This is a genomic window from Paenibacillus plantiphilus (assembly GCF_927798095.1).
GTDB lineage: Bacteria > Bacillota > Bacilli > Paenibacillales > Paenibacillaceae > Paenibacillus_Z > Paenibacillus_Z plantiphilus.
Window position 1 is genome coordinate 24,949 of sequence record NZ_CAKMMF010000007.1, and the last position, 18,388, is coordinate 43,336.

At 42.1% G+C, this 18,388-nt stretch carries 21 protein-coding genes, 1 pseudogene and 1 riboswitch; of the genes and pseudogenes, 17 read left to right on the forward strand and 5 right to left on the reverse strand.

What is annotated here, in order from left to right; genetic code table 11:
* Position 1: 1 nt before the first annotated feature.
* The 5 genes and pseudogenes from L6H65_RS07780 to L6H65_RS07800 all read left to right on the forward strand — a co-directional run bounded on the left by L6H65_RS07780 (position 2) and on the right by L6H65_RS07800 (position 3,483).
* On the forward strand, positions 2–838 hold the full coding sequence (locus L6H65_RS07780; RefSeq protein ID WP_236339934.1) for a macro domain-containing protein: 837 nt from the start codon (positions 2–4) through the stop codon (positions 836–838).
* Between the two features lie 192 nt (positions 839–1,030).
* Positions 1,031–1,159 (forward strand): annotated as a pseudogene (locus L6H65_RS07785) (23S rRNA (pseudouridine(1915)-N(3))-methyltransferase RlmH); the annotation flags it as partial.
* 303 nt (positions 1,160–1,462) lie between these two features.
* Positions 1,463–2,398, forward strand: coding sequence for a site-specific integrase (locus L6H65_RS07790; protein WP_236339935.1), 936 nt, complete (start codon positions 1,463–1,465; stop codon positions 2,396–2,398).
* Positions 2,399–2,848: 450 nt separating this feature from the next.
* Positions 2,849–3,325 carry a hypothetical protein gene (locus L6H65_RS07795; RefSeq protein ID WP_236339936.1) on the forward strand — a complete coding sequence of 159 codons (477 nt, stop codon included), beginning with the start codon at positions 2,849–2,851 and terminating at the stop codon, positions 3,323–3,325.
* An 11-nt stretch (positions 3,326–3,336) separates the two neighbouring features.
* Positions 3,337–3,483 carry a hypothetical protein gene (locus tag L6H65_RS07800; RefSeq protein WP_236339937.1) on the forward strand — a complete coding sequence of 49 codons (147 nt, stop codon included), beginning with the start codon at positions 3,337–3,339 and terminating at the stop codon, positions 3,481–3,483.
* 259 nt (positions 3,484–3,742) lie between these two features.
* On the opposite strand, the gene L6H65_RS07805 is transcribed toward L6H65_RS07800, so the two are convergent.
* Together L6H65_RS07805 and L6H65_RS07810 are read right to left on the reverse strand one after the other, a co-directional pair.
* Complete coding sequence (locus L6H65_RS07805) at positions 3,743–4,135, reverse strand: hypothetical protein (RefSeq protein ID WP_236339938.1); 393 nt, start codon at positions 4,133–4,135, stop codon at positions 3,743–3,745.
* Between the two features lie 80 nt (positions 4,136–4,215).
* Entirely contained in the window at positions 4,216–4,521 is a 306-nt protein-coding gene (locus tag L6H65_RS07810) for a hypothetical protein (RefSeq protein WP_236339939.1), read from the reverse strand.
* Between the two features lie 98 nt (positions 4,522–4,619).
* Between L6H65_RS07810 and L6H65_RS07815 the strand changes: the two genes are divergently transcribed.
* The 5 genes from L6H65_RS07815 (at position 4,620) to L6H65_RS07835 (ending at position 10,178) form a co-directional block, all read left to right on the forward strand.
* On the forward strand, positions 4,620–4,829 hold the full coding sequence (locus tag L6H65_RS07815; RefSeq protein ID WP_219872925.1) for a helix-turn-helix domain-containing protein: 210 nt from the start codon (positions 4,620–4,622) through the stop codon (positions 4,827–4,829).
* Between the two features lie 200 nt (positions 4,830–5,029).
* A complete protein-coding gene (locus L6H65_RS07820; RefSeq protein WP_236339940.1) occupies positions 5,030–5,923 on the forward strand; it encodes a helix-turn-helix transcriptional regulator in 894 nt (297 codons plus the stop codon).
* A 109-nt stretch (positions 5,924–6,032) separates the two neighbouring features.
* A complete protein-coding gene (locus L6H65_RS07825; protein WP_236339941.1) occupies positions 6,033–7,751 on the forward strand; it encodes a glycoside hydrolase family 13 protein in 1,719 nt (572 codons plus the stop codon).
* Positions 7,745–9,415, forward strand: a complete 1,671-nt coding sequence (locus tag L6H65_RS07830; RefSeq protein ID WP_236339942.1) for an alpha-amylase family glycosyl hydrolase — start codon at positions 7,745–7,747, stop codon at positions 9,413–9,415. Before L6H65_RS07825 ends, L6H65_RS07830 begins: the two co-directional genes overlap by 7 nt.
* Before the next feature lies 1 nt (position 9,416).
* Positions 9,417–10,178 carry an SDR family NAD(P)-dependent oxidoreductase gene (locus tag L6H65_RS07835; RefSeq protein ID WP_236339943.1) on the forward strand — a complete coding sequence of 254 codons (762 nt, stop codon included), beginning with the start codon at positions 9,417–9,419 and terminating at the stop codon, positions 10,176–10,178.
* Between the two features lie 55 nt (positions 10,179–10,233).
* On the opposite strand, the gene L6H65_RS07840 is transcribed toward L6H65_RS07835, so the two are convergent.
* The 3 genes from L6H65_RS07840 to L6H65_RS07850 all read right to left on the reverse strand — a co-directional run bounded on the left by L6H65_RS07840 (position 10,234) and on the right by L6H65_RS07850 (position 13,290).
* A complete protein-coding gene (locus tag L6H65_RS07840) occupies positions 10,234–10,614 on the reverse strand; it encodes a hypothetical protein (protein ID WP_236339944.1) in 381 nt (126 codons plus the stop codon).
* A 12-nt stretch (positions 10,615–10,626) separates the two neighbouring features.
* Positions 10,627–11,925 (reverse strand): histidine--tRNA ligase, encoded by a 1,299-nt coding sequence (locus tag L6H65_RS07845; RefSeq protein ID WP_236339945.1) that lies wholly within the window; start codon positions 11,923–11,925, stop codon positions 10,627–10,629.
* Positions 11,926–12,435: 510 nt separating this feature from the next.
* Positions 12,436–13,290 carry an SDR family NAD(P)-dependent oxidoreductase gene (locus L6H65_RS07850; RefSeq protein WP_236339946.1) on the reverse strand — a complete coding sequence of 285 codons (855 nt, stop codon included), beginning with the start codon at positions 13,288–13,290 and terminating at the stop codon, positions 12,436–12,438.
* A 174-nt stretch (positions 13,291–13,464) separates the two neighbouring features.
* On the opposite strand from L6H65_RS07850, the gene L6H65_RS07855 reads away from it, so the two are divergent.
* The 7 genes from L6H65_RS07855 to L6H65_RS07885 all read left to right on the forward strand — a co-directional run bounded on the left by L6H65_RS07855 (position 13,465) and on the right by L6H65_RS07885 (position 18,386).
* Positions 13,465–13,965 (forward strand): MerR family transcriptional regulator, encoded by a 501-nt coding sequence (locus L6H65_RS07855; protein ID WP_236339947.1) that lies wholly within the window; start codon positions 13,465–13,467, stop codon positions 13,963–13,965.
* A gap of 117 nt (positions 13,966–14,082) precedes the next feature.
* Entirely contained in the window at positions 14,083–14,727 is a 645-nt protein-coding gene (locus L6H65_RS07860; protein ID WP_236339948.1) for a ThuA domain-containing protein, read from the forward strand.
* A 211-nt stretch (positions 14,728–14,938) separates the two neighbouring features.
* Positions 14,939–16,015, forward strand: coding sequence for a helix-turn-helix transcriptional regulator (locus L6H65_RS07865; protein WP_236339949.1), 1,077 nt, complete (start codon positions 14,939–14,941; stop codon positions 16,013–16,015).
* A gap of 26 nt (positions 16,016–16,041) precedes the next feature.
* On the forward strand, positions 16,042–17,244 hold the full coding sequence (locus L6H65_RS07870; protein ID WP_236339950.1) for a pectin acetylesterase-family hydrolase: 1,203 nt from the start codon (positions 16,042–16,044) through the stop codon (positions 17,242–17,244).
* A gap of 61 nt (positions 17,245–17,305) precedes the next feature.
* Positions 17,306–17,410 (forward strand): 23S rRNA (pseudouridine(1915)-N(3))-methyltransferase RlmH, encoded by a 105-nt coding sequence (locus tag L6H65_RS07875; protein WP_290370341.1) that lies wholly within the window; start codon positions 17,306–17,308, stop codon positions 17,408–17,410.
* Between the two features lie 26 nt (positions 17,411–17,436).
* Complete coding sequence (locus L6H65_RS07880; RefSeq protein ID WP_290370342.1) at positions 17,437–17,721, forward strand: type II toxin-antitoxin system RelE/ParE family toxin; 285 nt, start codon at positions 17,437–17,439, stop codon at positions 17,719–17,721.
* A 130-nt stretch (positions 17,722–17,851) separates the two neighbouring features.
* Positions 17,852–17,955, forward strand: a riboswitch (guanidine-I (ykkC/yxkD leader).
* Positions 17,956–18,050: 95 nt separating this feature from the next.
* On the forward strand, positions 18,051–18,386 hold the full coding sequence (locus tag L6H65_RS07885) for a DMT family transporter (RefSeq protein ID WP_236339951.1): 336 nt from the start codon (positions 18,051–18,053) through the stop codon (positions 18,384–18,386).
* Positions 18,387–18,388 lie beyond the last annotated feature (2 nt).

Sequence of the window (18,388 nt, forward strand, 5' to 3'; positions counted from 1 at the left end):
AATGAAAGTCACGTTTTTCAATAAAAAGATACTGCATACCTTCTACGGCTTTCTAAGCGTGATAAGCGTCATCACCTCTATTGTCTTCCTTTTTGTTCAAATAGACCCCAAAAGCAAGGCAGTCATTGGTGGAGGAGCACTAGTATTGCTGGTCCTTGCTTACATCGGAATTTGGATCCATGCCAATATGCGTCGAAGCATCAAACTAACGATTAACACCTCAGAGATTGAGGTAAAGTTCGGTGATATATTTACTGAGGAGGCTGATCTGAGAGCAATCGCTTTTAATGAATACTTCGACACACTGGTAGACGAAAAAGTCATCTCAAGTAGTTCACTCAACGGAATATATATCAAGAAGTTTTATCAGGGAAATGTCGCTGCTTTAGACAACATTATCTCTTCTGACACCCACTTGCCAGAAATGATTGCCAGTGAAAATGTGGGTAGGACTGCCGGGAAGAAGACCAAATATAGGCTTGGAACAATATGCACTGTAGACGACTATCTCCTTACGGCGTTCTCGCGTTTCGATGATAACAACAAAGCATATCTCGAGATGAACGACTATATAAACTGCTTGTTGAATTTCTGGAATGAGGCAGACAGAGTCTATGCGGGGAGAACGATTGCCTTGCCCGTACTGGGATCTGGGATCACTCGCTTCAGAGGATACGAAAATATACTGGATCAAGAATTGCTTGAACTCATTATATGGACATTTAAAGTGAGTCGTATAAAATTTGCGTATCCTTCTAAGGTGAAAATCGTTGTCTGGCAGAAAAAACACGAAAAAATAAATCTACTTGCGCTGAAGGATCTGGAAACGAGAAAGTAAATATATGACCAGTTCAAATTGTTATAAACAGCTTCTGATGTAGAAGAGGGGCTTTTCCGGGCAAAGGAAGAGCCCCTTCCGCTTGTTGTTCAGCAGAGGGGGCTACGCTTAAAAAATGCTTCTCGTTTTCCTCGTTGAAGGCTAGCTCAACGTTGCCGACTCGTGTCCTGTCGTCCAGAGAGTGGGCACGTCGTCCTCTCTCGCGCCGACAAGAAGCTGTCGTTTGACCGGATTACGTATCCGCATCAACTGCTAAGACTAGTGCTCGTCGAGCAGGAATATCGGGTGTTTAGGATTGTGCGGGAACCGTATCATAAGTGACGGAGAAATTTTTCGCAGTCGATTGGCGGGAAGTGATTGGAAACTCATGAGAATATTTGGTTCAGGGGTTTTTCAGTTCTTTTAACTGGAATTTGTCAACAATTCTTCACTCTTGTGGTATAAGAAGATTAGGCAAGGGGTTCGAAAAACAAGAGTATAACGGGGTATTCGTTCGTGAATAAGATGGTATCAGAAATCATTATATATAGGCTGGTAAAAAAGACCAGAGTATGATATAATCCCGAGTAAGTTACCAAAATGAAACAAGTGAATAAAACATATATTTCATGGGGGATGAGAATCTTGAGTTTTATTGTTAAGGTTTGGTCGACAATTACAAGTGATTTTATTGTTTTCCTGCAACTAAGAAATAAGGGGATCTCAGAAGAAACTCAAAAACATTATTTAAGTGATCTGAAATATTATCTTACTAACTACTTTGAAAACTCTACAATGTTCGAAAATTATAATGATTTATTTGACGGGTTAAAGATCTCTAATTACTTAAGTAAACGTACTGGGGCGACAGCAAAGGCTGCGTTATCTAATTTGTTAGAATATTATTTACATACTAACAGGCTTTTTCCTCAAGACTATCTGAATATAAAAAAAGAAATAAAGGTTTTTGTTAGTACAGGAAATGATGATTTGGACTTTTTATCAGTTGAAGATATCAAGTTTATTTTTAGTAAGAATGTTGAATATAGATTTCATGATCGTGATTCTGAGGCGCGTATTACTGCACCATTAATTTGGTCGTTAGCTTACCATGCTTTATTTGAACAGAAACATATTCAATCTCTAAAATGGAATGATATATATCTTGAAGGACGATTAATAAGGAATTTTAGAGCAAAAGATGATTCTTTAGCAGGTGACGTTATTCAGTTGGATGAAATAACTATTAAAGCAATTCAAAATTATTTGGATTATTTCGGTTCAAAAGTTAAAAATAAAGAAACGCTTATACAGATAAATGGTAAGAGAGCTTCAAATGTAGGTATAAATAAGATGTTAGCTATCTTAAACCGTCGAGTTGAAAATAATAATAAGCTATCTACTAATGTTAATATACAAAAAATGAATAGATCGAAAATTTTACATGATTTGCAGTCTTCAAATGGTGAACAATTATTTAATTACTATAAAATTTTAGGGAACAGGAGAAATAAACAATTAGAAAATGCTATTAATGAATATTTATTGCAAGTACGATCGAAGAGGACATATGGCATCTGATAACACCATGTTCACGCATCGGACTATTCAGCCCTCGGTCCGGCAAGAGTTAGATGTGATTTGGGAGGCATTTCAGTTTCGGGGAAGCAATAGCAGCCGGACACATCCACACCCCATAACCTTCTTGCGCTGTCCATTAGCCGACAAGCGCCTCAATCTGCACTAACTGTGTGCGGCTGATCCTGATCGAGCAGGTGTATCGGGTGATTAGATTAATCGGGGGAATAGTGCCATAAGTGACGGCGAAGAACTAAGCAATTATTGTGCTGAAGGAAACCGTATCAATAAATTTCAGATGTATCTGAGCTTAGTTTATATCTCGAAAGTCTATCTTGAGAAACCTTATAATAAGTTGTAAAATATGGTATAACAAATAAAGGGGATAACGTTTATGGGAGATGGAGTTGAAAAAGAGAAGGAGCATTCTAATAGTTATCCATCAGCAAACTTATGCTAGGTATAGCACAAAAAGAGTATGAATATGAAGTTGACCGAAAGAAGACTTTGGAAACCAGAGCAGGTATTTTTTTAGCTTTTATTGGTGTCCTCTTTACTTTGATATCTAGAAGTATTGATACTTCTATGTTTAGTTCATTCCAAGGAAATCATTTTGTTCTATATGCAACAATTTATGGTCTCTTTCTTCTCATCCCCATACTCTTGCTGCTAGTATCTTTATATTGCTTTGTTCATGTTATTATTACGAAAAAGTATACTAGACTAGAGCTGAAAGACTTTAATGATACAAGGGCAAAATTGACAGAAGAAGAGTCAGCTGTTAGAAATATGAAAGCGTATGTAAAGGTTGTCTCAACTAATACAGAAAAAAACGATACAAAGACTAAGTATTTCAATACAGGAGTCTTGTGCACAGCCGTTGCAGCAGTACTAATTATTCTACTTTATATTATTACATTCGCAATATAGGGGGTGAAAAAATGACGGATAAAATTAATCCATATGATGATGATGACATCCAGAGTAATTCGGATTCAGATATACGCTCGGTGAATGAGGGGTCAAACGATATTCGGTGGGAGCACTCCAATCTGCAGGTTGATAAAGACAGTGAAGAAACAGAATAAGTAATAAAGAAAAACGGAATACCGTCTTATTGAGTTTTAAGGTCTGTTAAGCTTTTGAGTAATGGGGCCGGGCAAGGGCGTTCAAGCTAGTGGATGCAACCGGTTCTTGGAAGCCGGACGGCTACATATAGTTTTTTTAGCGTTAACCCCACATTTCGCATAACAAGCGGAAAGTGGAGTTAAACGTTCAACATAGCCCCCACACGCTTCACCAAGCCAACACAAAGGAGAACATCCCTCACAGGCGTTCTCCTTTTCGTTACGCATGATCTTCCATTGCCTCTCTTGCCACTTGCTGCGCATAGGCTTCGCCAAGGCCGATGGATTCGTAATACTCCCGCGTCACCGTTTCCATGCGTTGGATCACAGCATCGTGCTGCTCCACTGGGACAAACTGTAGAATCGCCGCTGTGATTGCCTTTTCTCGCGCAGCCTCACGTAGCTTGATTTCTTCCAACCCATAGTGCGTATAACCCCCAGTGCTGCCATTGGTGAGCTTATGTTTCATCTCCATCGCCTTAATGGCGGTGACAGGGCTGATTACGTCCATCTTGCTCAACGTCTCGAAGCCCTTTTGAATTACTTCGTCCAACAACTCCATGTCGTGTCGGATGCGGTTCGGGCTGTCTTGATCTGTCAGTTCCTTCTCCAACGTGGCTTTAACCTTGGCACGTTCTTCGGCGCGATTCCCACAGTTATACCGGAGGTACTCATAGAGTTCATTAATATACGTTAAGTTAACTTAGAAAAATCATTGAACTGCTCAAAAAACAAATACTTAATGAGGCCAGCCCCGTCTTTCAAGCCTTGTTTATAGATAAGGTCTTGAGAAATCGAGTGAAGATAGTTCATATGCTCTTCATATTGAAATAATAAATCATGAAAATCATCCGGCAAATTGGTTTTCAAGGTATTGAAATAATCCGTACATTTATGGGACAATAATTTAAACTGATCATGATGCGCACGTAGGTGGGAGCTAACGTGATTTGCTCGTTCATCAGTGAGTATTTGGAAAGTATTTTCAAGAGATTTCATATATTCACTCCTAAAATTAACCTTATGAGGTCATTATATAACCTTATAGAGTTAATGTAAAGCGTTTTTTGTGTATCAGAGGTAGGAGAGTGGGAAGCATGGTAAAGTGTCATTTGAGAAGACTAATGGCTGACCAGAAAATTGATGATATTACGCAACTTATGAAGTTATCTGGACTGAGTCGTAATGCAATTAATAAGTTGTATAGGGAAGAAAATATAGAAACAGTCAAAATGGAAACCTTATTTAAATTATGCGATACGTTCAAATGCAATTTATCCGATCTTATTGAATACATACCCGATTGAGAAGATGCAGCTGCCATTAGACTAATCATCAGGTGAAGTGCTAACTTAATAGGCGCGATAGTTGAATCGCTAGAATCCAGGCCGCCGATTATTTCGCCGGCCTTTTGAGTATGTTGCGAAAGCTTGATAGTGGACTAGGAACAAACTTTATTATGATTTAATAATCTATGAATTAATCCCGCTCCGGAGGTATCTATCTTATGGAATTACATGAAGAGCCTATTCTTTATAACGACCCGCTGCTTCGTATTCAAGTGCGCAGCTTTCACAGTACGATAATATGCCAGCATGGGTGGCATTTCCATCCGGAGTTAGAGATTATTGCTGTACGATCTGGAACAATGGAAATTCACACACCAGCTGAAGTTTATCACTTACGAGCGGGGGATGTGTTAATTTTGGGTTCTTGCCAACCCCATCTCGATCTGAGAAAACAAAACCAAGTGGTTGATTATGTTGTGATCCAATTCGAGCTGGAGGCATTCTTAGATTCCAACATGCTTCCTTTCCTTTATTTGTTTCAGGAATCATTGCTGCCTTTGGTAAAGTTAAACGCATTGTTTAGAGATTATTCGGAGTTGCGGAAACAATTCTACACAACAGTAATAGAGTTGCAGCGGGAACATGAACAGGAGCAAAGAGGCTATGAGATGGCCATTAACTATTTGGTCAAGAAGTGTCTTTTTCTATTGATACGTCATGACACGGAGGGGTTATTAGAGCATAACCGATCGATGAATTATGCCAAGCTAAAGTTAGTTTTTGATTATGTAGAAGCTCATTTATCGGATAAAATAACGGTTGAACAGGCCTGTCTTCTCGTCAATTTCAGCTATACCTATTTCCTTAAATATTTCAAACAAACCCTGGGCATTACGTTCACTGACTATGTCATTCATCGCAGAATCAAATACGCAGAACGCCTGCTTCTGACCGAAGATCTCAGCATTGCCCAGATTGCTGAGCAGGTCGGCTTGCCGAACCTGTCACATTTCTACAAGTTGTTTAAACGAGTCCATCATTGTTCCCCCAAAAGCTTTAAAGACACCATCATAGCCAGAGCTAACGAAACCATTCATGGCAGGGGCGGATGATCACAACAGAATAGCATCATTATAGAGTGGTATCGGATATTGGAAGCCTGTTTCAATACAGATACGATAGGAGATGAGAATAAATAATACATCTTCGAGGTGACTCCATATGGTGCAAGAAGCAGCTTATAAAAGAAAATGGTGGAAAGAAAGTGTCGTGTATCAAATTTACCCGAGAAGTTTCATGGATACCAACGGGGACGGCATTGGAGATCTTAAAGGGATTACTTCGAAGCTCGATTATTTGCATGATTTAGGCGTTGACGTGATTTGGATCTGTCCTTTCTACAAATCTCCAAACGACGATAACGGGTATGATATTAGTGATTATTATGCTGTATCTGAGGAATTCGGAACAATGGAAGATTTTGAACAGTTATTGGCGGAAGCTCATCGCAAGGGAATTAAAGTTATCGCCGATCTCGTCTTAAACCATACTTCTGACGAGCATCCATGGTTCGTTGAATCCCGTCAATCCAAAGACAGCCCTAAACGAGATTATTATATATGGAGGAAAGCGAAAGAAAATAATGAGCCTCCATCGAACTGGGGATCATTCTTCGGCGGTTCTGCATGGGAATTTGATGAACAGTCCAAGGAGTATTATTTGCATATTTTCAATCGAAAGCAACCGGATCTGAATTGGGAAAATCCGCTTTTAATAGAGGAGCTTCATCGAATGGTACGATGGTGGCTTGATAAAGGCTTGGATGGATTTCGTATCGATGCTATCAATCATATCGTCAAGATGGAAAATTATCCGGATGCAGAAGCGCCTGCTCATGAGAAAATCGTGTCCGCACATCATTTTTTCTCCAATCTGCCTAAAGTACACGACCATATTCAAAATCTCAATCGAGAAGTGCTCAGCCACTATGACATCATGACCGTCGGGGAAGCTGCTAACACGGGGCCAGAAGAAGCTTTGTTGTATGTAGGTGAAGATCGGGACGAGCTTAATATGGTCTTTCACTTTGAGCATTTGGGCATGGACTTCGGAAATGAGGGTCTTGAGGGCTGGGAGAAGACGCCTTGGCAATTATCTCAGCTAAAAGAAATCATAAACCAATGGCAAATTAAGCTTCACAATAAAGGATGGAACGCTAACTTCTGGAGTAATCATGATCAACCGCGGGCAATTTCTCGTTTCGGTAATGACCAAGAGTTCCGTATAGAGTCGGCGAAGCTGTTGGCAACACTGATGTTTATGCTGGAAGGCACCCCCTATATCTATCAAGGGGAAGAAATCGGCATGACCAATATAAAGTTTGATTCGATTGATGATTATAGAGATAGCGTTACCCAATATTTTTATCGTCAAGCACAGCAAGAAGGTTGGGCGGAGGATCGGATCATGAGGGCCATTCACCAATCAAGCAGAGACAACGCCCGAACGCCAATGCAATGGAATGATCATTCTCATGGCGGGTTCACAACCGGAACGCCATGGATGCAAGTTAACCCTAATGCGAGCTGGATTAATGTGGAATCTGCTGAGAAAGAGCCCAATTCCATATTGAACTACTACAAGAAATTAATTTCTGTTCGCAAAGAGCATCTCGTTGCAGTTTATGGAAAATATGAGCCCATTCTCCCGGATCATTCGTCCATTCTAGCCTTTACCAGGACTTTAGGAAATGAACAATTGTTCGTGGTTATGAATTTCTCCGCCACACTGGCTCACCTGGAAATCCCCGAGGCGCTAGCAGACAAATCTTTTGAATTGCTGCTATCCAATGTAGAGTCAGATACGGCTGAAACATTAGCTGAGGGTCGTCTTCAGCCCTATGAGTCAAGAATCTATTCAAAGGTGGTCATACCATGCTGACTAAATTTCCAACAAAGGGCTCTAACGGTGTGCGATTTGTATATTATACGGATACTCCCGTTGATAGTGTTGCTCTGGCAGGGACCTTCAATAATTGGAATGGCGATAGAAACTACATGAGCAGAATGGAAGATGGGACAGGTTGGGAGATTGAATTGCCTATTCTTAAGGGGAGACATCTCTACAAATTTGTGGTGAATGGGGAAGCGTGGATTGTGGACCCGCTCAATCCGAGTATTTCGGAAGATGCGCAGAACAACTCCGCAATTACGGTAACTGAACATGGTGATGTGCTAATCAGAACAAATGAGATTTCGGAAAGTAATCCGGGATATATGTATGAGAACTTCACAGCTCTTCCTAGTCCGGAATGGCTTAAAAAATCGGTCATTTATGAGCTTCATCTCCGTGCGTACACGGACACCGGTTTTCGAGGACTGGCTGATAAACTAGACTATTTTAAAGAAATGGGAATCAACACGCTTTGGCTGATGCCGTTTAACGAAGTGGGACATGAACGCAGGATTGGCAAATACGGTGATCCCTACGCGGTAAAGGATTTTTATTCGATCGATCCACAATTCGGAACCAAAGATGATGTATTGTTATTTATGCGCAAAGCTCATGACAACGGGATCAGGGTCATTCTGGATTGGGTCTTGAACCGCACCAGCGTGGATCATATTATGACAGGAAGTCATCCGGAATATTTTACACATAATGAACAAAATCAGATCTATTATGATGTGCCTCTTCGCGAATATTTTGCCGGTTTGCAATTTAGCAGCCGCGACATGAGGCAATATGTCATTGATGCTATGAAATACTGGATTACTGAGTTTGATTTTGACGGCATCCGATTGGATGATTCGGACATTACTCCCTACGATTTCCTCACTGAGATCAAGCAGGCTCTGCAGGAAGTAAAAGCGGATCTCATCCTGATCTCTCAGTCCTACGATGAATATCATCATATTGAATCGTGTGATTTGACCTACAACGGAAATCCGCGAATTCTTATTCGTCAGATGATCGACAGAACGATTACACAGACTGATTTTATAACGATTTATAACTCTTACAAGTACAGCTTTCCCAAGAATGCTCTGAGGATGAATTGGCTTGAGGAGAAAGAACAGTCCAGAATCTGCGAGTATTTAGGCGTGGAGCATGCCGGACCTGCTGCTTCGATCTTACTGACGCTCGAAGGCGTTCCCCTCGTCATGATGGGACAGGAATTTAATGAGAATACGATGGAAACATGGACGTCCTTATTCGATGAGTATAAGCTCAACTGGGATTCGTTTGATACAGGGATGTTCGAGCACTATAAATTCCTGATCCACCTTCGAACAAATGAGCCGGCACTTTGGGCGGGCGAATTAGCGTTCATACGTAACTCGGATGACATGGTGTTATCCTATATTAGGCAGCACGAAGGCATCCAATTTCTGATTGTCGTTAATTTGTCAGAGGAACCTGTGCGCGTTCAGTTTGATCAGGAAACCTTAGTAGACGAATTTATCAAAGATAGGGGAAATATACTTTATCGCACCGGAGAGGGCGGTCCCCACGCCGAGAAAGATTGCTCAGCATTATGGATGGATAGCTGTGAAACGATCATATATAAAATAGATGAATGCAAGGAAGAGGGTGCTCTCTGAGATGTACCCGCAATTTGATTTGACTGGCCGGGTTGCCATGATAACAGGAGCTAGTAAAGGGATCGGGTTCGGGCTTGCAAAAGCAATGGCTCACGCGGGTGCGAAGGTTGCTGTTGCAGCAAGAAACGGGGAAGAACTAGATCAATTAGTATCGGAAATCCGGGCTGACGGAGGCGATGCGGTTGCTTTTATACTGGATGTTCGGAATGTGAAGGAGATTGATTCGGTCATTAATGGGGTGAAGATGCATTTTGGAAGATTGGATATCCTGGTTAACAATGCCGGCCTCGGCGATAATCATCCAGCAGTCGATGTGACAGAAGAAGATTGGGACAATATGATGAATGTTAATCTCAAAGGTTTGTTTTTCTGTTGTCAATCGGCAGGAAAGATCATGCTTGCTCAAGGATATGGCAAGATCATAAATATGAGCTCACAGGCTAGTGTTGTTGGCATTGTAGATCACGCTGTATATTGTACCTCCAAGGGCGGGGTAAATCAGCTGACGCGAGTTCTGGCATTGGAATGGTCTTCAAGGGGCGTAAATGTGAACGCAGTCGGGCCAACCTTTACCTACACGCCAGGCAATTCAGAGCGTCTGGATGATCCCGCTTATTTAGAAGGGGTATTAGGAAGAATACCCAATCGACGTTTAGCTGAGATTAGTGATGTCGCAGGTGCTGTCATTTATCTTGCTTCACCAGCAAGCGATATGGTAACGGGCACTACTTTGATGGTTGACGGAGGTTGGACTGCGCAATAAATGACTTAAGTCCGCATCACAATAATTTGCAAAAAGGGCATCGGAATCGGTGCCCTTAAATTTCGCCGTTACAGTGATACGGTGAACCGTACCATAAGTAAGGGCAAGTTTTTTTGCGGAGCTCCTTGCGGGGCATGGATTCCGCTTGGTCGTTCAGCCATTGTTCCACCTTCTCGTCGTGCGCTCCGGCCTGCGTGAAGAACGTCATCAGGTAGTCGTTGTCGTACAGCACCGCCATTTTGTACACCTGGAGTCCTCCGTCTACGTTGAGCAGTTCGACGTACTCGGGGCAACTTCCCAACATGCCGCTGTTTTCGCGGTTCAGCCCGACGTTGCCAAGGTCGCGGACGTTGTCTCCCACTTCGAGAACGACGATGTAGCCGCACCCGTCCAAGTGAAAATCGTTACTATCTTCGGCCTCAAATGAAATTATCAATATAATATATATTCAATAATTGGAACTTTGCGGTCTTGTGGAAGATATTACGCTAATGGCTTCCTGAATGGTTAACACCATTTCAGTCATCTCGATCATATCTTTCAGCCGTACCTTTCCAAGACTTTCTTCATTTTCTCCTATTAGCATGACGTATCGAATTCCTTTAGTAGAGGCTGTTGCAAGTGATTTTTTTAATTTCCTTTTACTTGTATCTATACTTGTACGAATACCACTAGCCCTTAGCATTGCTGCTGATTTAAGGACTTCTGTATTAGTATCTCCGATAGGGATGACAGTAACTAGAGTGCCTTGTGTTTGAATTGGGCGATTCTCAAGCATCTCCATTATGGATTCCATTCCAAAAGAAATTCCCACTGTTGGAAATTGAATATCATCTCTACCGACTAACTGTCCAATTATGGCATCGTATCGTCCGCCGCCGCCTAAGCTAGAACTAAACGATTTGGAAGCATCAAAGATCTCATAAACTGTTCCTGTATAGAACGATAACCCACGCGACAGAAAGGGGTCAAACTGACATACCTGCTCCAATCCTAATTTCTGTATGATATCCTGAAGGGACTGAGCTTCTTGTGCACCGAGGCTTTCTTGGATTGCATATTTTCTAGCTACGTTCTCGAATGTTGGGTTATCCAATTGAATTAGCTCATTTATTGCATCGGTTACTTGAGGATCTAGCCCTTTACTAACGAGTTCTTTTATTACCCCGACATTTCCGATTTTCTCAATTTTGTCTAGAGTCAACATGACTGAAAGGAACTCAGCCGATGGAACGCCAATTGATTCAAGTACTTCACTCAAAAAACGTCTGTTGTTCCACCTAAGTGTAATCGGAATCTCCAGCCTCTTGAAAACCTCAACTGCCAACTGCATTAACTCAGCTTCTGCTTCAGGGCCCGCAATTCCAACCACATCAACATCACACTGTAAAAATTCACGCAGACGACCTCGTTTAACAGGTCCATCCCGAAAAACCTTCCCCATCTCATATCTTTTGTAAGGAAATTCAATACCGGGATTTAAAGCGATCACCTTTGCAAAAGGAATAGTCAGATCATATCGAAGTCCAAGTTTCCGCGAACCTTGGTCCGTTAGTTGATACATTTCCTTAAGTATATCATCGCCACCAGCATACTTAGATGTCAAAAGGTCAAGTTCGTTCAATATAGTGCAATCCATTGAATCAAAATCATACAGTTCAAAGATTTCCTGAAGTGTGGTTTGAACTTTTTTTCTAAGCGCTTGTTCCGTTCCAAAGAAATCATAGGTACCTTTTACATTTTGCACAACAATCATTCCCTTCTTTTTGGTAAAATAAAAAACGCGCCGGACCTCTTGGTCCTGCGCGCTTCATATGCCGCAGGGAGGCCAACGCGAGAAGCGTTAGCCCACCCTGAATTTTTACAGGTGTGCTAACGCTGTTTGTGATGATGAAGTTGACTCAGTTGGTTTCTTTTCATGGGTTCATTCACCTTCAACACTTGATTACAACGATTATAGCGAATCATTTTAGCCCGCGCAAGGGAAGTTTCCAAAAAAATCCTGAACAAGTTTTCGGATTGCTGTCTTTTAGTTTCTCCAAACAGGTGAAATAATAAACTTGCCGTTATAGACAGCGCGGTGAACCTGATCATAAGCAACGGCTAACTTTTTCGCATTAAACGCTTGCTGGGGCGCGGAAAGTAAACATTGAATATCCCCCGACTCTGTTATAAAGTTGAGAAATACAGGCGGGAGACTATTCGTGTAACGCCGATAGCCCCGATAAGCTGAACGGCGAACATCAAGTACAGAGCTTTAGGGTGACAAACAAAATTCGTGTTCGTAAATCGCATGAATCCTTTCCAAAACGTTCCGCGCTTGATCTTTGAATTTTAATTCCGCAACCTGATCTTTCAGCAAAAACACGCCGGTTTCATTCCGGTGTTGCCCGAGAGCACCTTCATATAGCCTGCTGGCGCCGTGGGTTGGCGGAGAGAAAAACAGCTTCATCAACAGGGTAACCACTAGGGGCAGTCCGGATTTCCCCCCTTTTCTTAGCGTGTTGTTGCCACCCGGGTCAACGCTGCGGATCTTGATATCATCCTTGGCAAGCTGCGGCGCGATGGACTGAGTCCACAGCGAGAGCGCTAACTTGGAGGCGGCATAAGGGCCAAGCAGCTTGCGAAAGGTTTTGGGGCGCTCCAGGTTTGCGATAGTAAACTCTTTCGTAAATTTTAGAGCTGAAGATGAGGTGTTGATCACCGTTTTTAAGCGACCGCTTTTTATGAGCTCCTTCAATTCCATCAGAATGATATACGGAACGACTGTCATCAGCTCATAATGATACTCGCGTTCTTGTTTCGAATAGCTTAGCTTGGAAAAGGATCCTCCGGCGTTGTTGAACAAAATATCGATCCGCTGCTCCTTATGTTTGATTTCTTCCAAAGCCCGTCTCAAGGCGGCATAATCGGCAAGATCATCCGTTTTATAAATGCGAAGCCATCCCCTCTGGACTGCTTCCTGGATTATACTATCGTCCGGCGGAAAGTCGGAACGGTTCAAAGCAACCACTTGCCAGTTTTCCGACAGCAATTTCCGGGTTAATGCCAACCCGATCCCTGCGCTTGCGCCCGTAATCGCGGCGATATTGTCACGTTGTCCCTTATTCATTGCATGTCTCCTCCTAATAACGAAAATTTCTCCTGATAATGCTCACTCTATAACTTGGAGTCGACTCCAAGTCAATACTGAAAAACCAAGTTCTGTCCAAAGGGTAAGGGACTTGACTTGGAGCCAGCACCAAGATGTATAATGCATAAAAAATAGTCTCTGGGAGGGAACAGGATGAAGGAAGAGCAAACGTTTACGATAAAGCAAACCGCCAAGGAAACCGGAATTTCTGAAGATACGATTCGTTATTACGAAAAGATCGCTCTACTCCCCCGGGCTGAACGGAAGGATAACGGGCACCGCATTTACCGGCAGGAGGACATCGATACAATCCAACTGCTGTCTTGTATGAAAAAAACGGGGATGCCGCTGGATGAAATGCGGCCTTTCTTGGCGGTCTCCACTGATGCTGATCCCGCGGAATATCCCGAACTGGTGGAGCTCCTCAGGAGCCACCGGGAAAATATCGTCAGCCAAATCGCCTCTCTGCAGCAGGTTGTCGATTTTATCGACATGAAATTGGAGAAGGGAAAGTACCGGCGGGACTGCTCGGATGAAATTCAGGACGACGTGTCCGACAACAGGATGGAAGAACCCAAATCCAAATCGATCTCGACAGTTCAGATGAATTATTTTTCCGTATCGGCGGGAATGGGCACCGGTAACCATTTGTGAAAATCTGTTTGAATGTGCTCTGCTTTTCGATGCGATGCGGCTACTTCCTCTCATAAACTGCTGCATAATTGATAATTACTAAACTTTGGGGCGAGTATCTGTGAGGAGCTGAATGCAATGTCTGGAACACAAATTTTGTTAATTGGTGATGATCATTCAGGAGGTTGGCATCCACTCCAACCAGTTCGGGAAGAGCTGGAAAAGATCCTAGAAGGAAAATTTCAATTGACCGTGACACAAAATTATGATGACTTATCGACGCTTAGTACCAGTAATTATGCGGCCTGTATCTCTTATGCGGATATCGGGACTCGCGATATTACGCTTACATCCGAGCAAACTGCCGGTTTGCTGAAATTCATTGCAGACGGAGGTGGACTGCTTGCCATTCATAACGGCATTTCATTGGCGCGCAGTTATGAATTGCTGCAGGTAATCGGAGCCAAATTTGTTGCACATCCACCTTTTCAAACGGTTCATTTTTATCGAGCAATGAATGTGCATCCATTACTAGAAGGAGTGGAGGATTTTACGGTCGAGGAGGAGCCGTATCAGTTTGAATTCGATACGTTCACACCCCGTACCGTATTTCTCGAATACGAATATAACGGAAAGAGATGGCCATCTGCGTGGGAACACAAGTATGGTTTAGGTAAGGTCGTCTATTTGCATCCGGGTCACACGGCAGATTCTTTCAAGCCGGAAGCTATCCAACGGCTCATTCTAAATAGCGTTTGCTGGATAGCTGACCTGGATTTCTAATAGCGTGAATCCGGTTGCCCCGCTCTACTCCGCTGGGCTGAACGGAAGTGTCCGAAAACAGGAAACCACCAGGAGCATTGGAGTAACAATGTTCTTGGTGGTTTTGTTACTTCACGTATTTTTATGATACAGAATGATTGGGTAGAGAAATCACAACAACTATCAAACGAATGTAAATTTTTCAATCTATAATGTGAGTGGGGTGAAGGAAATGAATGATTATATACAGTCCATGATTGAATGGATAGAAGAGCATTTAAGTAAAACATTTTTATTAGATGAATTAGCAAAATATATGGGGTATTCTCCTTATTATTGTTCATTTAAATTTCATCAAGCAACAGGAATAAGTATTCGGAGATATGTTTTACTTAGAAAACTATATTTATCGACTGAGGATTTAGTAATTGGTCAAAAGGTGATTGATATTGCTTTTGAATATGGTTATTCCTCACAAGAAGCATATAGTAGAGCTTTTAAATCCGTATTTGGAGTCAGTCCGGGTGAATTTCAAATTAATCAAGGGCCCGTTCAATCATTTGCTAAGCTTACACTTGAGCACAATAGGGATGTGAATAGAGTGAGTTTTATAAAAGAAGTAGAACAATTGCAAAATAGAAATGGTGAGTTATTTGATGAGGATGTTTTAAATATTTTTAATGGGCAAATGATGTATGATGAGTTTCATTCCAATAAAATGATGGGCAACTCGGATTATGTCCCATTTAATGAAGCGATGTGTGTGCATCCAACTTCAAAACAAATATTTGATGATCATTTTATTCGGTTGCGTGCAGAAGGACATCAGAATGCAGTAGAAAGTTATATACAAATAGTCATAAAGCCGTTAGAACCCCTATTTCAAAATCAATATAATTACATGGTGTTATGGTTTGGAGAAGATGTATTTTGCCAAATGAATCTATTAACACTATTAGCTTATTTGGAGCAGATTACATACAAGGGTAGAGTGTTTTTAAATAGCTTTCGAGATGATGAATTTAAAGTGAGTCAGACGGAACTTTTGTTAGGTAATTATCAAAAAATATATGAAGAAGTATTACTAAACCAGCAGAAACCAACTATGGAATTGTTACCCGTCATGTATCAAGCAATTGAGCTGCATTTAAGTATGTTAGCTGAGGAAAACAGCGTAAAGAAATATATTAAAAATCACGCCCATCTATCAGAGTCTGAATTGGTACATCAGCTGATGGCTGTATTCTCGACACTTGGATATGGGGACCTGCAATATATTGAAATCATAAGGCAAGTACGTACAACTTAAAACCGCATTGGAAGGACGGTCTTTCTGTGGCAAATAAGAAAATAATGAAAAGAATCAACAAGATTCTCCTGACTGCGGTAGGCGGAATTGTACTTGTTTTGGGTGTTTTAGTGGGTTATGTTTATTTCTTCATTCTTGAAAAGCCTGCTGAACCGGATAATTGGGCTGCTGCGGAGCGCTATGTCTGGAATAAAATCAAGCTTGACCAGGATGCACAAGTCATTTCATCCGACGGTTCAGAATACTATTTGCTTGCCAATAAGGGAGCAGCTGCTGAAAATAAATTGATCATTTATTTTTCGGGGGGCGGTGTGGCCTGGAATGCGATGACTGCCGCCCAGCCGATCAGTCTGAGTAATGTAATGAAGAACGGTGAGATCAAATATTACTTTCCGAACATTCCATTCTTTAAAGTAAGTACGCTTGGCGGCCTGTTGAAAAACAATAATCCTGACAATCCGTTCAAGGATTGGAATATTGTATATATCCCTTACACTACTGGTGATCTGCATATCGGGAATGCATACAAGGAATATACGGACGCCAAAGGCAAGCCGTTTACAATGCGTTACAACGGTCAAGCCAATACGAGCGCAGCATTGGAATGGATTGCAACCCATTTCGCTGCGCCGGACAAGATCCTCATTGCGGGAGAAAGCGCCGGAGGATTCGGAGCTGCTTTCTGGGCGCCTGAGATTGCGAAACGCTACCCGGATGCCCGCATTTATCAATATTCGGACGGCTCCTACTTAAATGCCGACCGCTGGCCGGCTATTATCGATAACGAATGGAAGGCCAACGTTGCAGCAACCTTTGGTTATGAAATCCACGGCGATTTGATTTCGTCCGTATTCGCGGCGAACCGCAAGCTGCTCCCGGACAATGCGGTGCTTTTGCAGTCCAATACGCTTTATGATGAGCTGTTGTTCGATTTTGAAAAGGATCTGAATGATGATGTTTCGGACGATGGCGAGTATGTGCATCGCTGGTCGGCCCGCATGCTGCAATCTGCCGGAGAGCTAACTGAACAATTGCCAGGCTACTATTATTACATCACTGATTACGGTCTTAACGAGAAGACGGGCAGGACCCCACATACACTCTCCCCAGTAAATCATTTCTACAAAGCCGAACAGGGCGGGGTGAAGCTGATGAAGTGGCTGGACGATGCCGTGAATAAGGATGAATATTACTCCGTGGGGCGGAATTTTGTGGAAAAGGATGGATGACGCTGTCGGTCCAGCGTCTTTTTCGGCTTCTTCATGAGGGTCATAGTCCGCCGACAAGAAGCTGTCGTTTGAGCGGATTACGTATCCGCATCAGCTGCTGAGATGGGTGCTCGTCGTGCAGGTGTATCGGGTGTTTAGCGAAGGCTGGCAGTATCGGTTAGTTTAATGAAATAATATTGTCAGAATAAAGTCATATCCAAGGATGATCTTTCTGCTGCGGGACATTTGCTGCAAAAGCTAGATCGTCAGATTTCGAGCTTGGCAGACTTTCCCGAAATGGGTGCGGTTTTAGCAGAGGATGATTATTCGCTTATACAAAGAGGTTATCGCTTCATTGTAGTGAATCCATATCTTGTATTCTATCGTGTGATCAAAGAAACTGTGATTATCCATCGGATTTTGCACGGGCGCAGAGATTATCTTCGTGAGTTATTTGACTCCGCCAAGTTCACAAGTAGTAATGAAGCGGAAAATTGAATTGAAAGTGAAAGCTACGATGCTAAATCTGCACAAGGGAGTCTTTTATATAGCGTCAGGCGGGATAAGGGTTGATAAATAAAAAGAGGTGTGTATAATATTAATGAAATATAATAATGAAATTCGAAATAAAAATGTTATCTAGGGTTCCGCGATTGATGAATCGGCTGGTCCGAGAGATAACTCACAACGGGTAAGTAGGTTGTGTCACGGAGGGATAAAAGCCCGGGAGATAAACTGTTAACGACAGTTTGTTTCCCAGGCTTTTTTATTTTTGCTGTATTTGGAGATACTGAGTGCAGCGTAATCTTAAAGGAGTGTGAAAAGAAATGAACAAAACATGGTTATCAGTCATTGTTGCCGCTTTATTTGAGGTGGGATGGGTCATTGGATTAAAGCATGCAAATGGGTTTTTGGAATGGGGAGCTACAGCAATTGCTATTATTGTAAGTTTCACATTAATGATTATGGCTTCTCGTTCACTTCCTGTAGGGACTGTTTATGCTGTTTTTGTTGGCTTAGGTACAGCTGGTACAGTATTAGCAGAAATCATTTTGTTCGGCGCTCCTGTTCAAATAGGCAAGATGGTGCTCATCGGAACGCTGTTATTGGGTGTTATTGGGCTGAAAATGTTAAGCAAAGAGAAAACAAAGGAGGTGGCGTAACT

Excerpts from the sequence above, each read along its gene's own strand:
- L6H65_RS07780 (WP_236339934.1), top strand. The coding sequence starts at position 2 with ATGAAAGTCACGTTTTTCAATAAAAAGATACTGCATACCTTCTACGGC.
- L6H65_RS07795 (WP_236339936.1), top strand. The coding sequence starts at position 2,849 with ATGCTAGGTATAGCACAAAAAGAGTATGAATATGAAGTTGACCGAAAG.
- L6H65_RS07800 (WP_236339937.1), top strand. The coding sequence starts at position 3,337 with ATGACGGATAAAATTAATCCATATGATGATGATGACATCCAGAGTAAT.
- L6H65_RS07810 (WP_236339939.1), bottom strand. The coding sequence starts at position 4,521 with ATGAAATCTCTTGAAAATACTTTCCAAATACTCACTGATGAACGAGCA.
- L6H65_RS07815 (WP_219872925.1), top strand. The coding sequence starts at position 4,620 with ATGGTAAAGTGTCATTTGAGAAGACTAATGGCTGACCAGAAAATTGAT.
- L6H65_RS07820 (WP_236339940.1), top strand. The coding sequence starts at position 5,030 with ATGGAATTACATGAAGAGCCTATTCTTTATAACGACCCGCTGCTTCGT.
- L6H65_RS07825 (WP_236339941.1), top strand. The coding sequence starts at position 6,033 with ATGGTGCAAGAAGCAGCTTATAAAAGAAAATGGTGGAAAGAAAGTGTC.
- L6H65_RS07830 (WP_236339942.1), top strand. The coding sequence starts at position 7,745 with ATGCTGACTAAATTTCCAACAAAGGGCTCTAACGGTGTGCGATTTGTA.
- L6H65_RS07835 (WP_236339943.1), top strand. The coding sequence starts at position 9,417 with ATGTACCCGCAATTTGATTTGACTGGCCGGGTTGCCATGATAACAGGA.
- L6H65_RS07850 (WP_236339946.1), bottom strand. The coding sequence starts at position 13,290 with ATGAATAAGGGACAACGTGACAATATCGCCGCGATTACGGGCGCAAGC.
- L6H65_RS07855 (WP_236339947.1), top strand. The coding sequence starts at position 13,465 with ATGAAGGAAGAGCAAACGTTTACGATAAAGCAAACCGCCAAGGAAACC.
- L6H65_RS07860 (WP_236339948.1), top strand. The coding sequence starts at position 14,083 with ATGTCTGGAACACAAATTTTGTTAATTGGTGATGATCATTCAGGAGGT.
- L6H65_RS07865 (WP_236339949.1), top strand. The coding sequence starts at position 14,939 with ATGAATGATTATATACAGTCCATGATTGAATGGATAGAAGAGCATTTA.
- L6H65_RS07885 (WP_236339951.1), top strand. The coding sequence starts at position 18,051 with ATGAACAAAACATGGTTATCAGTCATTGTTGCCGCTTTATTTGAGGTG.